Source organism: Arcobacter sp. YIC-80 (assembly GCF_044841725.1).
Lineage (GTDB): Bacteria > Campylobacterota > Campylobacteria > Campylobacterales > Arcobacteraceae > Arcobacter_B.
Genome location: NZ_JBJBSI010000001.1, coordinates 242,163 through 257,010 on the forward strand (window position 1 = coordinate 242,163; position 14,848 = coordinate 257,010).

The following is a 14,848-nucleotide window of genomic DNA, read 5'->3' on the forward strand; positions in this document are numbered from 1 at the left end:
TTTTAACAACAAAAAAGTTGTTAAAAATATTGACAACAAAAAAATTGTCAGTTATAATAACAACAAAAAAGTTGTCAAAGGAAAATTCATGAAAAATTGTGTTGGTCAAGCAGTAAGAGGAAATGATTTCTGGGATAGAAATAGTGAAATATCAATTATTTGGAATAAATTAGATAGTGGTAGTCATATATTACTAGCTGCTCCAAGAAGAGTTGGTAAGACATCAATTATGTTTAATTTGCTTGATAATCCAAAAGATGATTATATCGTTATGTATATTGACACTGAATCAGCAGATAATGAAAATGAATTTTGGCAAAAATTATTCAATGCTTTACAAGAAGAAGATTTTGTAAATAAATTAAAATCATATTCAAATACATTTTTTGAAAAAATAAAAAATATAAGAATTGATAAAATATCAGCATCAGGAGTTACTTTTGGTGATGGCGAAACTTTAGATTATTCTGAAGCATTTGAAAAAATGATTAAAGATTTAGATACTAGTAAAAAGCTAATTATTATGATTGATGAATTTGCTCAAACTGTAGAAAATATAATTAAATATGAAGATACATCAAGTGCTATAAAATTTATAAAAAGACATAGAGAACTAAGACAAAATCAAAAAATATCAAGTAAAGTATCATTTATTTATGCAGGTTCTATTGGATTAGAAAGTGTAGTTTCAAAGTTAAATGGAATGAAACATATAAATGACCTAAATAGTATAAAAGTTAATCCTCTTAGTTTTATTGAGAGTAAGCAATTTATTAGTGTGTTAGCATCAAATCTTGAATTGAATTTAGATGATACAGTAATAAATGAGTTTCTAAAAAGAGTTGAATGGTATATACCTTTTTATATACAACTAATCATTCAAGAAATTAAAACAATAACAATCGAAAATAATATTTATGAAGTAACAGTTGAAATACTTGATAAAGCTATTAATAATGCATTAAATCATAGAAATCATTTTGAGCATTGGAGAAGTAAGTTAAAAGAAGCATTAGGTATAAATGAATTTAAATTTACAAAAGAGATATTAAATCATATATCAGAAAATAATACAATGGAATCGTTAGATATTATTAATATTGGTGTAAGGTATGATTTAGATGATGATGAAGTAAAAGAAATTATTCATTCGCTTATTCATGATGGATACATTAATAATAATGATAATCCAAAAGAATATAGATTTAATTCTCCTATATTAAAAATGTGGTGGTACAAAAATGTTGCAAACTAATAGTTCAAGATATAAATATACTCCAGATGAAATGCCTGAAGATGAATTTTTAAAGAGATTTGTAGTTAGAGAAAAAGTATTTGAAGAGATATTCAAAGATATTAAAGCTTCTGATTATGAGGTGGCAAATCAACATTTTATCATAGTTGGGCAAAGAGGTCAGGGTAAAACTACGCTTTTAAGAAAGATTTTTATAGAAACAAAAAAAGATAAAAACTTATCTAAATTTTTAATTCCCGTAAAATTTGCAGAAGAACAATATCAAATTAGATCTTTATCGAGGTTATGGGAGGAAGTAGCTGACTATCTACAATCTATACATGAAGATATCTTCCCAAATATTTTAGACGATATGGAAGAGTTTTTTGAAGATGATGATTATGAACTAAAAGCTTTTTCATATTTTGAAAAACATATTAAAAAACAAAATAAAAAACTATTAATTCTTGTAGATAATATAGATGAATTAATAGGCAAGTTTTCCCAAAAAGAGCAAAGACGATTTAGAGAGATACTTTTAACTTCTTCATCTTTTAGAATAATTGGTGGTTCAACTAAAATGCTTGAACAACATTATGATTATAGTAAACCTTTTTATGAGTTTTTCAAAATAGTTAAACTAAAAGGTTTTAGTTCAGAAGAGAGTAAAAAGTTTTTATTATCTTATGCAAATACAGAAGAAAAGAAAAAAATAAAAGAAGTTATAGAAAATACACCAGAGAGATTAGAAGTTATAAGACAATTAACAGGTGGAGTTCCAAGAACTTTAGTCATGTTATTTGATATATTTTTAGATGAAGAGGGAACAGCTTTTGATGATTTACTTAAAATTCTTGATGAAGTAACACCTTTATATAAACATAGAATGGATGATTTACCAGATCAGTTACAAGAAATAGTACACACAATTGCTATAAATTGGGATGGTATGTACACAAAAGAGATAGCAAAAAAAACTAGGATGGAAAGTAAAGCAATTTCAGCTCAACTAAAAAAACTTGAAAAATACGAAATTATTGAATCTGATTCTGTTGGAAAAAATAAGATATATAAAATTAAAGAAAGGTTTTTTAATATTTGGTATCTTATGAGATTTGGTAGAAAAAAAGATAGACAAAGAGTTGAGTGGTTAATTGCATTTTTGAATTCGTGGTGTACTAAAGATGAACTGGAAAATAAAGCAATAGATTTTATGACTAGATTAAAAGAGGGAAAAATTAAAGAATCTTATGCTTTTCATATGTGTGAAGCATTATCGTATGCTGAAATTGAAGTTGAAACAGAAAATGAATTAAAATGTGCAACACAAGAGTATCTTGGAAGTATAAATTCTAGTTTAAAAAGAGAACTTTCAAAAAGTGATAAAGTACTTATTCAAGAAATAGATATGTGTTTTTCACAAAAAGATTATAATAAAGCAATAAAACTTCTCAAAAGTTCAAATAAGTCAAGTGATATTATACTTTTTGCTTTATCTAATACTTATTCCTTAATAGGTGATTATGATAATACAATTAAATATATTAAGAAGTTTATGAATTATAAAATGAATTATACTCCATTAGTAATCTCATTTACTTCTGCAAATTTATTATTTTCAACAAATAATTTTGATTATAGTTATAGATTATTTATAGATTCTCTTGATAAATATTTAAATAATTATGAAGAACAAATTATGTTAAATTATCTAATCAGTGATTATTTTGTTTCACTATTTTCTAAAAAACAATATTACAAGGCAAAAGAGTTTTTAGAATTAAAAGAATATAATTTAAAAGAAAAAATAAAACCAATATGGTTCGCACTTATGAAACTTATGGAAGATGAATATCCAAATGAATATAAAAAGATGGGTTCTGAGTTAGAGAGTAGTGTTAATGAAGTATTAGAAGAAATAGAAAAGCTAAGAGATAAAAATAATTAAGTAGGATAATAAATATAAAACAAGTTAGGAAATATAATTGAAATCAATAAAAGCCATACAAAAAACACTACTTCTTTTCTTTTTTATATCTACAGCTTTAGTAGCCAATAACAAAGTTGGATTTACTACTTTTGATGTTTATTCAAAGCATAGAAACTATGATATAAAAACTATGGTTTTTTATCCAAGTCTTGATAAAGAAGAGTTTGTTTTAGGTAAACACAAGCTTTTTGTGTCTCAAAGCCTTGCTTTAGATGGGGCTTTAAAAAAGGGTAAGTATCCTTTGATTTTTTTATCTCATGGGGGTCTTAGAAGTGCTTCTAATCAGATAGATTGGTTAGCGAAGGTTTTAGCCCAAAAAGGTTTTATAGTTTTGCTTACAAGAAGTAAACTTGATAAAAAAACAGCTTTTTATGAGCCTTGGTTTAGGGCAAATGATATGTTTATATCTTTTGAAAAGCTAAAAGAGACTGAAAAATTTAAAGATAGTATTGATTATGAAAACATCAATTCTGTAGGTTTTTTACTTGGGGCTACTAGTTTAGCTTTGTTTTCATCTGCTAAGTTAAATATTGAATCATATAAAAATCAGTGTTTAAATACTCAAAGTTTAGATTGTACTTGGTATAAAGAAAATGGTATAAATTTAAAGAGTTTTGATATGAATTTCATAGAAAATATAGAAGTGTCACTGCCAAGTAAAAAAGTAGTTTTATTTGATATGGAATACTCAAAAATGTTTGATAAAAATAGCTTGAAATATGCTATGTCAAATTTTTTATTTGTAAACTTATCAGATCAAAAGGTATTAGATAATAGTCATTTTAAAGATGGTTTTTTATACAAAAATATAAAAAATGCAAATGTTTTTAGTTCTTTTTCCTTATGTACAAAAAAAGGTGAAATAATATTAAAAGGTACAAATGAAAAGCCAAATTTATGTTCTCAAAAAAGTATTGAAAAAAGAGATTTTCATGATATAATCATGACTGAAATATTATCATATTTAATCATTGAAAAGGAAGTATTATGAAGTCATTAAGTCCAAATTTAGCGGTAAAAGATATAAAAGAAAGTGTTGCTTATTATCAAAATAACTTTGGTTTTGAAATTGAGATGTTGGTTGATTCTTTACAAGAAGATTTTAATCCTGTAGTTAAAGAAGAGAAAGAGTATATTTGGGCACTTATAAAAAAAGGTGATGTTTCTTTGATGTTACAAGAAAAAAATAGTATGAAAGAAGATATTGGTAATTTCTTTAATGACATCTCAGCCTCAATAACTTTATATATAGAAGTTGATGATGTAGAGTCTTTATATGAAAAAGTAAAAGAAAATGTAGAAATATTAAAACCTGTTTATGAAACTTGGTATGGGCAAAAAGAATTTTATATAAAAGACATAAATGGTTATATCTTAGGTTTTAGTTCAAAAGCCTAAATAAAATGAAAAATGGTATTTTAGATATATCTTTTGATATGAAATCTTATGAAGAAAAATACTTAAAAGAAGTAGTAAATCTCTTTACAAATACTGTACACAATATAAATAAAAAAGACTATACAAAAGAGCAATTAAATGCTTGGGCAAATAAAAGTATAGATTTAAAAGCATGGAAAAATAGGCTTAAAACTTCAAATACTTATTTGTGTATGCTTGAAGATGAAATTGTAGGTTTTTATATTTGTGAAGATGATTATATTGATTGTTTTTATGTTCATCATGAGCATCAAGGTCTAAAAATAGGGAGGTTTATGATAGAACAGATATTTAAAAATGCAGATAATCATGGTATTAAACTATTGAGAGTTGATGCAAGTATTACAGCAAAATCTTTTTTTGAGAAGTTTGGTTTTAAAGAAGTAAAAGAAAATCATATAAAAAGAGAAAATCAAACTCTTATTAACTATTCTATGATAAAAGACATGAGTAATTAAAAGGAAAAAGATTGAAACTAAAGATACCTGAAACTCAAAGCTTCTCATATTTGAACTATATTCAAAAAGAGCCACAGCATAAAAACGAAGTTTTACTAGAATCAAATGTCTTGATACTTGTAATAAAAGGTACAAAAATCCTTCACTTAAATGATAAAGATATGTATGTGGATGAGAATCAGTTTTTATTTCTAAAAAGTGGAACTTATGTGATGAGTGAAGTTTTAGATGAGTATTATGAAGCTATGTTGTTTTTTTATGAAGACTCTACACTTTTAGATTTTATCTCAAAATATAATATATCTTTTAAAGATGAAAACCTAAAAGAAACGGACATATTAAGTTTTGAAAAGACACAAGAGCTTAGTATCGTTATGAACTCTACTTGTAACTATGTAAAGACTTTAAAAACAACAAATAAACAAATCATAAAACTAAAACTAGAAGAGGCTTTTTTAAATATCTTAAACAGTAAGTACTCAAATGAATTTAAAAGCTTTTTATACTCAATCTATAAAGACAACTATTTTAAATCTTTTATAGAAAACAACTTTTCTTATATAGATAGTATTTTAGACCTATCTTATCTTTTAAAAATGAGTGATATATCTTTTAGACAGAAATTTAAAGAAGTTTATAAAACAACACCTAAAAAATGGCAAACAAAAAAAAGACTGCAAAAAGCAAAGATACTTTTAGAAAATAGTGATAAAAATGTAAGTGAAGTTTGTAAAGAGTGTGGCTTTGATAACTTATCTTGGTTTATACAAGTTTTTAAAAAAGAGTATAACTTAACTCCAAAACAAATAAAAAACAACAAAAATTAGTTTTTTTCTAGTATTTTTTTATAATATTTTAGTTTATAATAACACTATCTTACAAAAAGGATGAATATGAAAAAAATATTATTATTACTAGCATTTAGTTTTATTTCACTGTTTGCTGATAATTTTACTTTAAAAAGTGATACTTTAAAAGGACAACTTACAAAAACTCAAGAGTTTAATGGTTTTGGATGTACAGGTAAAAACACATCTCCACATCTTTCATGGGAAAATGCACCAAAAGGTACAAAGTCTTTTGCCATAACTGTTTATGATCCAGATGCTCCAACTGGTTCTGGTTGGTGGCACTGGGTAGTTTTTGATATACCTAAAGATACTATGAGTTTAGAAAAAGATTTTGGTTCAAAAGAGCATAAAGATATAGTTCAAAGTGTTACAAACTATGGAAAAGGTGGTTTCGGTGGTGCTTGTCCTCCAAAAGGAGATAAAGCTCATAGATATATCTTTACAGTATATGCTTTAGATACAGATAAACTTGGCTTAGATAAAAACACAAACCCTGCAATTGTAGGTTACTACTTAAACAACCACGCAATAGCAAAAGCTTCACTAATCTCATACTATAAAAGATAATACATCGCCTTTTGGGCGATGTATTTAACAATTTAGTTAAAAATATTTTAAAAATACATATATCTTTATATAAGGAAGAAAACTTATATAATTTAAAAGTTTTCTTATACTACAGCTATTTTTATTTTATTAGAATATCTTAAAATAATTATAAAAAGGAGTATATATGAAATCAAAAAGATATGAAGATGGTTGGAATAAATTAAAAGAAGTAGATGGCAAAGCAGGTGAAAAAGTAATTGAGTCACTTAAAAATATAGCTCCTGATTTTGCTGATCTTCTTATAGAGTTTCCTTTTGGTGATATTTATACAAGAAATAAACTTGATTTAAAATCAAGAGAAATAGCTACAATTTCAGCACTTACAGTTATGGGAAATGCAAAACCTCAATTAAAAGTGCATATTCAAGCAGGTTTAAATGTAGGCTTAACTAAAGAAGAAATTATAGAAATTATCATACAAATGAGTGTTTATGGTGGTTTTCCTTGTGCTTTAAACGGGCTTTTTGCAGCAGAAGAGGTATTTAGTAATGAATAAAATAATTATTACTCTCTTATTACTTGTAAATATAGGCTTATCAAATAATCTTACTAAATTATCTTCTTCATTATCCTCTCCTATTGGTATGGCTTTTGACAGTAAGGGAGTTTTATATATAAGTAATTGGAGTAGTGGAGAGATATTAAGTTTTAAAGATAAAAAAATAGATGAATTTATATCAAATGTACCTTCTCCTTCTGGACTTGCTATAGATAAACATGATAGAATTTATATAGCTAGTTATAGTAAAGGTGAAATTTATAGAGTAAATAAAAATAAAAAGTTAGAGGTATTTTTATCTGGATTATCTATTATTGCAGGGATATATTTTGATTTTGATGGAAATTTATTGGTTGCTAGTAAAAATACAGGGGAAATACTAAGCGTTTCTCCCAATAAAAAAATTAAAGTATTAATTTCAGATGGTTTAACTACTCCTGTTGCTGCAATACAAATTTCACAAAATGAATTTATTGTAAGTGATATAAGTGGATTTATTTATAAGTATGATAAAAAGCTTAAAAAGTTAACGTTACTTACAGATAAATTGAATTCTCCAGCTATAGGACTAGTATATAAAAAAGGTTATGTTTATGCAGCAGATTATGGTGGATATGGAATCTATAAAATCTCTTTAAAAGATAATAGTGTTCGTATGATTGAAAAGAGTTTGAAAAGTCCTGTAGGGCTTACTAGTAATAAAGACAGTTTTTTTATAGGCACTTGGGGTGATAATAGTTTGTATAATTTAAAATAGAACTTAAAAGAGAAATATGAATGATATAGTTTTACCAAATTTTATATTTGAAAATAGAGATAAATATAAAATCATTGAAAATAAAAACATAATACTAGCAAAGTCTTTAATTTATAAAAATGAAAAAATGTTATTAAGAAACAATATGCATTTAATGATTTTATTAATTAAAGGCGGGAAGTTATTACATTTACAAAAAAAAGATATAAAAATTAATTCAAATGATATTTTATTTTTATCTCAAGGAAACTATTTTATGAGTGAAATAGAGGGTCATAATTATGATTTTGAATCAATACAAGTTTTTTTTGATGATAATTATATTTTTGATTTTATAAATAAATATCATCTTAAAATTAATAATAATATTGAAACAAAAATTTTAAATATAAAAAAAGATGATTACACAAACTTATGCATAGATAGTATAAATCTTTATTTTACAAATAATTTTAATAATCAAGAAAAATTAATAAACCTAAAACTTGACGAACTTTTTTTATATTTATTTATAAACAAAAAGTTTAATTTTGACACTTTTTTAAATGATATATTATCAAGAAAAACATCAAGAGTAAAATATATATTAGAATCCAATATGGATATAATTTTCAATATTGAAGATATGTGTAAACTAACAAGATTAAATAGCAAAGCTTTAAGAAAAGAAATGAATAGAGTTTTTAATCAAAATCCAAAAGAATGGTTAGATAAAAATAGATTAGCTAAAGCTGTTTATCTACTTAAAAATAGTGAAAAATCAATTAGTGAAATTTCAGTTGAAGTTGGTTATTCAAGTGTATCTTGGTTTATTATTCAATTTAAAAAATATTATAAAATCACACCTTTAAAATTTAGAGAACAATACCTATAAAATATCAAATTCTTTTTATATTCTTTTGCTACTATTACATAAATAAAAAATAAAAGAGAAATATGAAAGTAAAATACTTAGAAAAATTCTATGTAGCAGGTATTACTACAAGAACAAACAACGAAACAGAACTAAATGAAGAAATAGCAAAAATACCAGATTTATGGCAAAAATATGTTGATGATAATATCGAATCAAAGACATTCAACAAAGCAAAAAGCTTCGCTATGTATGGACTTTATAACAAATATGAAAGTGATGTAAACTCTGATTATGATTATACTGTAGGAGTAGAAGTTACTAAACCTAAAAATGCAATCACAATTGAAAAAGATAAATATTTAGTATTTACAAAAAAAGGCGAGTTACCAGATGTAGTAATAGATGCTTGGCATGATGTTTGGAACTATTTTAGTTCAGATGAGTGCGAATATGAAAGAACATACAACTTTGACTTTGAAAAATATGAAGAAGATGAGCAAATAGAGATTTATATTTCTGTAAAATAGATAACTTAAAAGAAGAGTTGATATGCACTATTTAGAAAGACTAAAAGATATAGAAGCTGAGTTTTTAGAACAATATCCAAAAGGCTTTAAGGATGAGTACTTTTTTCCAACTATGAAAAAGTTTAAGCCTGAAAAGCTTGAAGAGTTTGCAAAAGAAGCTTTGAAAAAAGAGAATTTTTCAAATCCAAATTTAATAGTTGAAAACTTTTATAAAGTTATTCAAAAATCAGTTATGGTATCGCTGTTTGATAAACTTAAACTAAAAGATGCATTAGCTACTTTAAACTCTTATGAAAAAGATATGTTAAGTATTGAAATTTATGAACTTTTATATGGAAATAAAAAAGAAGGTTTTGAGGGATTAGTTGAGTTTTTAGCTGAATATAGACTTGCTAAATGGACTATAATAAGTGTAGTACCTTATTATTTAAAAAGACAAAGCGAATATTTTATAAAGCCAACAACTACAAAAAATATCATAAAATATTTTGATTTAAAAGATATTGTTTACAAACCAAAACCTAGTTTTGAATTTTATGAAAAGTATTCAAAACATTTAGATGATATGAAAAAAAACGTTCATCCATCAGTGAAATTTGACAATGCTGTTTTTACAGGTTTTCTAAGAATTGCTATTGAAATGGGTGAAGAATAAAAGGAAATAAATGCTAGATTTACCAAATTGTCCAAAATGTAATTGTGAATATACTTATGAAGATGGAAGTTTAATCATCTGCCCTGAGTGTACACATGAGTTTACAAAAGAGGATTTAGAAGAAAAAGAGTTTACTGTAAAAGATGCAAATGGTGCAATACTAAGAGCAGGGGATGATGTAACAGTTATAAAAGATTTAAAAATCAAAGGTAGTTCTTCTGTAGTAAAAGTTGGTACAAAAATCAAAAATATTAGATTAGTTGATAGTGCTGATAATCATAATATCGATTGTAAAATACCAAAAGTTGGAGCTATTAAAATAACTCCAAAATATGTAAAAAAGTCTTAGCCTATTTCTTCTACGAAATAGCGTCCTTTTTTTTCTTTGATATGAAGTTTAGTATCAAAGATTTCTGATAAGTTTTGACTTGTTAGTATTTCTTTTTTCTTACCACTTTTATAGATAGTGTTTTCATGTATAAGTGCGATATTGTCAATCTCTTCAAAAATTTCTTCTAAGTGATGAGTTACTAAAATAATAGAGCAGTTTTTAGATAACTTTTTTAACATCGCTATGAAATTTATTTGAGCTTTTATATCCAATCCAACAGTAGGTTCATCTAAAATAAATGCTTTGGGTTCATGTATTAAAGCTCTAGCAACTATACATTTTCTAAGTTCTCCTGTAGACATAGTAGATACTTTTTTTTCTTTTAAATGTTCAATTTGTAAGAAGCTCATTACTTCTTGGGCTTTTTTGTGTTGTTCATCTGTAAAGTCTTGATGAGAAAAAATCCCAATTGAACTATAGTATCCACTAAGTGTTACTTCATAAGCATTTAAGTATGAACCTGATGTTGAGAAAAAATTATGTAAATCATTAGTTATAATTCCCAGCTCTTTTTTGAGCTCAAAAATAGAATAGTTACTTTTTCCTAAAATCTCTTTTTTAAATTTATTTGTTCTTCTTGGATGAAGTTCTGATTGTATTATTTTCATCAAAGTTGATTTTCCAGAACCATTTGCACCAAGTATTGCCCAATGTTCATTTTCTTTTATTTTTAATGTCACATCTTTAAGTACTATCTTTTCGTTATAACCTACGTTAATATTTTCAAAATCTATTATATTCATAATAACTCCAATTAAAAATAAATTTTATCTTAAAAAACTTAACCAAAAATATTCTAATGGATATAAAAATACTATTGTTATAAATGCAAGTAGAAGTATTATTTTTAACATATCTCTTTGTTTGATTTGAGACAATGCAAGTCCCACTGCTAATGGTGGAGCCTGAAATGGAAAAAATACATTTGAAAAAGCTGCTATTTGCATCATAAAGATTTCACTTAAACTAAAACCACTTATTTGGCTTAACTGTTGGGCAATAGGAGTAAATATCGCTGGTATTGTTGGTTGTGTGATGACTATACCACTAACTGACATAAAAGATGTAAGAGATATATAGTTTAAAATTTCTAAATCAAATGCTTCATATTTATTTACAAAAGAAGCAAAACTATTTTCTAAAAAGTTATTGCTAGCTACGATTGAACCTAAACTAATAATAGCAACTACATATATCAAAGAAGAGAAATTGATAGTATTAAAATCTTTGGCTTTTATGATATTTATAGTAGGGTAGGCTAAAAATAAAACACCTACAATAGCTATAATACTTGGTGAGACTTGATGTATAAAGTCAGTCATCCAAAATGCAAGCATTGTAAAAATAGTAGCTAAAACTACTTTTTCATCTTTTGAAAAGGCTTGTGTCTCTTCTTTTTTTAGTTTATTTTTTATTTCATCTTTAAAGAAATAGTAAACTAAAGATACAATAATTATATTTTTTATAAATCCAAGTACTAAAAAGTTTGCTACAAAATAGTAAGAAAAGAGTAGTTCATAGTTATATATTTCTTTTGTAAGACCTGCAAGTATCATATTTGGTACATTTGCAGGTAAAATAGTAAAAGCAGGTAAAGATGTACTTAAAATAAAAGTTAGCATAATTCCTGTGTAGCCTTTATCCTCTTTTTCAAAGCCTAAACTAGAAGCTAAAGCAATAGCTAAAGGTACAACTAAAACAATTCTAACTACACTTGATGGCATAACAAAACTAAATAAAACAGCAAAAATAGATATATAAATCAAAAGTTTTACATAAGTAAGATTTTCGATATTTGAAAATAAATTTGTGAACCTTTGAGTTAAACTTGTGTTTTTTATAGCAGTTGCTATTAGCATACCTGCAAATACCAACCAAAATGCTCCTGATGAAAAACCTGAAAAAATAATATCTTTACTAGCTAATGAAAAAGCAAATGCTGTAAACAAAAAAATCAAAGAACTAAAATATAAAGGTACAAGGTTTGTAGCCCAATATACAATAGTCGTAATAATCAAACTAAGTAAGATTAAGTCTTTTTGTTCTTCAATAAAATTAAATAAAATCAGATAAATAAAAATGGGGATAAAAATAAATAAAATATTCTTAAACATAAAATTCCTTTTGTTTTTAAAGAATATTACTGGTTTTACAAATTTTTGTATTGTAATATTTTGAACATCTTTTAGATATTTTTATATTTTGTAGGAGTTATACCATGGTATTTTTTGAACTCTTTAGTAAAATGAGCTTGATCATAAAAACCACATTCAAGTGCTAGTTGGGATAAACTTTCATAGTTTGTTAGAAGTTTTGTTGCTTTGGAAACTCGTAAAAAATTTATAAAAGTTTGAGGAGTTAAACCTATAGACTTTGAAAAAACTCTATGAAAATAGTATGGATTCATATTCATAACTTTTGCCATATCATAAAAGCTTAACTCTTTTAAATCATATTTTTCTTCTTTAAAAAATTTAAACAAATCTTCAAATTTTTCATTTTCTATTGTTTTGATTTTTTCTTTATATGTCATATATTTTTCACAAAATATGGTGATAAAGTCTATGATTTCATTGTCAAAAACTTTTTCATAAGTCAAAGTATCTCTTATGATTTTTTCTAAGTAACTAGCTAAATCATCATCTTTTATGAAATATTCTTTAAAAGTAAAATTGCTTTTATTACATATACTTTTAGCAATCTCTTCAAAAAAATCTTTAGGTATAAAACAAGTAAGAAATTGCCATTTTTCATCAATATTTATAGTTTTACAAGAGTGAACAGTATTTGGAGGAATAAGACATAACATTCCTTTTGTTACTTCAAAATCTTGACTATCCATATTAAAATAGTTTTTCCCTTCTAAACAAATTCCTATCATATATTTATCATCATGAATATGTTTAGAAAAAGTATGTTTCTTATGAATAAATTTAAATGTTAATTTATGATTTTGAAAAGTTATCTCTTTCATAATAGAATTTTTTAGCATAATTTTCCTATAAATCTTAATCTTTTAAGGACTTTCTTATTCTACTTAGATGAGTTGCTGATATTCCAAGATATGTAGCAATATGATATTGTGAGAGTCTAGGTAAAATATGTTTAAACTCTTCTAAGAATCTCTCATATCTAAGTTTTGCATCTTCTAAAACTAAAGCATAAGTATTATGATCTTTTTGTAATATCCAGTGTTTTTCTAAATATAAAATATGATACATCTTTAAATCATCAGCTTTTTTTAGAAGCTCTCTATATTTATCATGTTTTATATCAACTACAATTGAATCTTCTAAGGCTTGTACACAAGAATCAACTTCACTATTTGTAAGAAGTGCAACCATAGGACCATAAAATCTTGTTTCCCAAAAAAAGTTTTTTGTATACTCTTCACCGTGTTCATTTATACTAAAAGTCCTAAATAAGCCTTTATAAACAAAAGATATTTCATTTACATTATCATATAAATCAAAGGCATAGTCACCTTTTTTGATATTTCTTATTGTGCAAATTTTTTTTAACTCACTCCAAGTTTCATTTGAAATAGTAGAATATGAGTTTAATGTTGCATTTAATTTTTCTAATATTTTTTCTTCATTCATTCTGAAATAGTAGCCAAAAAATCAATCTATGTAAATGACAAAAGAATGATCTTTTTATAAACTATAAATAAAAAAGGATTTGTATGAATCAAAATATACAAGCACATATATTAGTATTTATAGCAACAGTTTTAGTAGCTTTATCTTTTATAATATCAGGTAAATTATCAGGAATAATAAATCCCATTTCATTAACTTTAGGGAGATTTGTTTTAGCTTTTATAAGTTTATTACCAATTATTTTAATTATAAAAAAATATAGAATAAAAATCAAAACAAGTTTTATAAAAGGACTTAAAATAAGTTTCTTTTATAGTTTATATTTTATTTTACTTTTTAGAGCTTTAGAAGATACAACAGCTTTAAATACAGCTACTCTTTTTACTTTAGTACCCTTAGTTACTGCTATATTGGCAAACTTTATTTTTAAGGACAAACTAAATATTTTAAAACTTTTTATATATTTATTAGGAATGATTGGTACAACTGTAGTTATTTTTGAAGGTAATATTCAAAGATTAATAGAACTTAGTTTTAATCATGGAGATTTGATTTTTTTATTTGGAGTTTTATCTATGGTATTATACTCAATAAGCGTGAAGTTTTTTTATGAAAAAAATGACGAAGTGTTAAGTATAACTTTAATGACTTTATTTGGTGGTATTATTTGGATGAGTTTAGCTTTGGTATTATTAGATATTCCTTTACAGTGGCAAAAACTTCAAGGTGAGAACTTTTGGTATATGATATATTTAAGTATAGGAGCTACACTTATCACTGTTTTTTTATATCAAAAAGTAACAGTTATTTTAGGCCCAAATAAACTTATGGCTTATGTATATTTAAATCCTGCTATTGTTGCTTTTTTGATGTATTTCATAGAAAATCAAAAAATAAATATATATACTTTTTTTGGCATTTTGCTATCAATTTTTGCTACTATTATATTATTAAAAAAAAGCAATGAAATAAAATAAAAAGG

18 protein-coding genes are annotated in these 14,848 nt (G+C 25.0%); 14 read left to right on the forward strand and 4 right to left on the reverse strand.

Translation table 11 applies throughout. From position 1 onward, the window contains the following. The first annotated feature begins 88 nt into the window (after positions 1-88). The 13 genes from ACH5BK_RS01015 (at position 89) to ACH5BK_RS01075 (ending at position 10,222) form a co-directional block, all read left to right on the forward strand. Positions 89-1,255 carry an AAA family ATPase gene (locus ACH5BK_RS01015; protein WP_404303905.1) on the forward strand — a complete coding sequence of 389 codons (1,167 nt, stop codon included), beginning with the start codon at positions 89-91 and terminating at the stop codon, positions 1,253-1,255. Further along, a complete protein-coding gene (locus ACH5BK_RS01020; protein WP_404303907.1) occupies positions 1,242-3,182 on the forward strand; it encodes an NACHT domain-containing protein in 1,941 nt (646 codons plus the stop codon). The genes ACH5BK_RS01015 and ACH5BK_RS01020 overlap by 14 nt, the downstream gene beginning before the upstream one ends. A 37-nt stretch (positions 3,183-3,219) precedes the next feature. Next, on the forward strand, positions 3,220-4,215 hold the full coding sequence (locus ACH5BK_RS01025) for a hypothetical protein (protein WP_404303908.1): 996 nt from the start codon (positions 3,220-3,222) through the stop codon (positions 4,213-4,215). After that, positions 4,212-4,622 carry a VOC family protein gene (locus tag ACH5BK_RS01030; RefSeq protein ID WP_404303909.1) on the forward strand — a complete coding sequence of 137 codons (411 nt, stop codon included), beginning with the start codon at positions 4,212-4,214 and terminating at the stop codon, positions 4,620-4,622. The genes ACH5BK_RS01025 and ACH5BK_RS01030 overlap by 4 nt, the downstream gene beginning before the upstream one ends. A 5-nt stretch (positions 4,623-4,627) precedes the next feature. Next, positions 4,628-5,119, forward strand: a complete 492-nt coding sequence (locus tag ACH5BK_RS01035) for a GNAT family N-acetyltransferase (protein ID WP_404303910.1) — start codon at positions 4,628-4,630, stop codon at positions 5,117-5,119. An 11-nt stretch (positions 5,120-5,130) separates the two neighbouring features. Beyond that, positions 5,131-5,946 (forward strand): helix-turn-helix transcriptional regulator, encoded by an 816-nt coding sequence (locus tag ACH5BK_RS01040; protein ID WP_404303911.1) that lies wholly within the window; start codon positions 5,131-5,133, stop codon positions 5,944-5,946. A gap of 66 nt (positions 5,947-6,012) precedes the next feature. Further along, entirely contained in the window at positions 6,013-6,537 is a 525-nt protein-coding gene (locus ACH5BK_RS01045; RefSeq protein ID WP_404303913.1) for a YbhB/YbcL family Raf kinase inhibitor-like protein, read from the forward strand. Between the two features lie 166 nt (positions 6,538-6,703). Then, positions 6,704-7,075, forward strand: a complete 372-nt coding sequence (locus ACH5BK_RS01050) for a carboxymuconolactone decarboxylase family protein (RefSeq protein WP_404303914.1) — start codon at positions 6,704-6,706, stop codon at positions 7,073-7,075. Next, positions 7,068-7,835 (forward strand): hypothetical protein, encoded by a 768-nt coding sequence (locus ACH5BK_RS01055; protein WP_404303915.1) that lies wholly within the window; start codon positions 7,068-7,070, stop codon positions 7,833-7,835. Before ACH5BK_RS01050 ends, ACH5BK_RS01055 begins: the two co-directional genes overlap by 8 nt. Before the next feature lie 16 nt (positions 7,836-7,851). Beyond that, positions 7,852-8,709, forward strand: coding sequence for a helix-turn-helix domain-containing protein (locus ACH5BK_RS01060; RefSeq protein ID WP_404303917.1), 858 nt, complete (start codon positions 7,852-7,854; stop codon positions 8,707-8,709). A gap of 62 nt (positions 8,710-8,771) precedes the next feature. After that, on the forward strand, positions 8,772-9,218 hold the full coding sequence (locus ACH5BK_RS01065; RefSeq protein ID WP_404303918.1) for a GyrI-like domain-containing protein: 447 nt from the start codon (positions 8,772-8,774) through the stop codon (positions 9,216-9,218). Between the two features lie 22 nt (positions 9,219-9,240). Beyond that, positions 9,241-9,873: a hypothetical protein gene (locus ACH5BK_RS01070; protein ID WP_404303919.1), complete on the forward strand. Its 633-nt coding sequence runs from the start codon at positions 9,241-9,243 to the stop codon at positions 9,871-9,873. Between the two features lie 10 nt (positions 9,874-9,883). Beyond that, positions 9,884-10,222 (forward strand): zinc ribbon domain-containing protein YjdM, encoded by a 339-nt coding sequence (locus tag ACH5BK_RS01075; RefSeq protein ID WP_404303921.1) that lies wholly within the window; start codon positions 9,884-9,886, stop codon positions 10,220-10,222. Here the strand turns inward: ACH5BK_RS01075 and ACH5BK_RS01080 are convergent. From ACH5BK_RS01080 to ACH5BK_RS01095, 4 genes are all read right to left on the reverse strand, one after another. Continuing rightward, entirely contained in the window at positions 10,219-11,007 is a 789-nt protein-coding gene (locus ACH5BK_RS01080; RefSeq protein ID WP_404303922.1) for an ABC transporter ATP-binding protein, read from the reverse strand. The genes ACH5BK_RS01075 and ACH5BK_RS01080 overlap by 4 nt on opposite strands. Before the next feature lie 24 nt (positions 11,008-11,031). Next, a complete protein-coding gene (locus tag ACH5BK_RS01085) occupies positions 11,032-12,378 on the reverse strand; it encodes an SLC13 family permease (RefSeq protein WP_404303924.1) in 1,347 nt (448 codons plus the stop codon). 71 nt (positions 12,379-12,449) lie between these two features. Next, positions 12,450-13,256 carry an AraC family transcriptional regulator gene (locus tag ACH5BK_RS01090; protein ID WP_404303925.1) on the reverse strand — a complete coding sequence of 269 codons (807 nt, stop codon included), beginning with the start codon at positions 13,254-13,256 and terminating at the stop codon, positions 12,450-12,452. Between the two features lie 16 nt (positions 13,257-13,272). Continuing rightward, entirely contained in the window at positions 13,273-13,866 is a 594-nt protein-coding gene (locus ACH5BK_RS01095; protein WP_404303926.1) for a Crp/Fnr family transcriptional regulator, read from the reverse strand. An 83-nt stretch (positions 13,867-13,949) separates the two neighbouring features. Here ACH5BK_RS01095 and ACH5BK_RS01100 point away from each other — a divergent pair, with 83 nt between their 5' ends. Then, positions 13,950-14,843 carry a DMT family transporter gene (locus ACH5BK_RS01100; RefSeq protein ID WP_404303927.1) on the forward strand — a complete coding sequence of 298 codons (894 nt, stop codon included), beginning with the start codon at positions 13,950-13,952 and terminating at the stop codon, positions 14,841-14,843. The last annotated feature ends 5 nt before the right edge of the window (positions 14,844-14,848 follow it).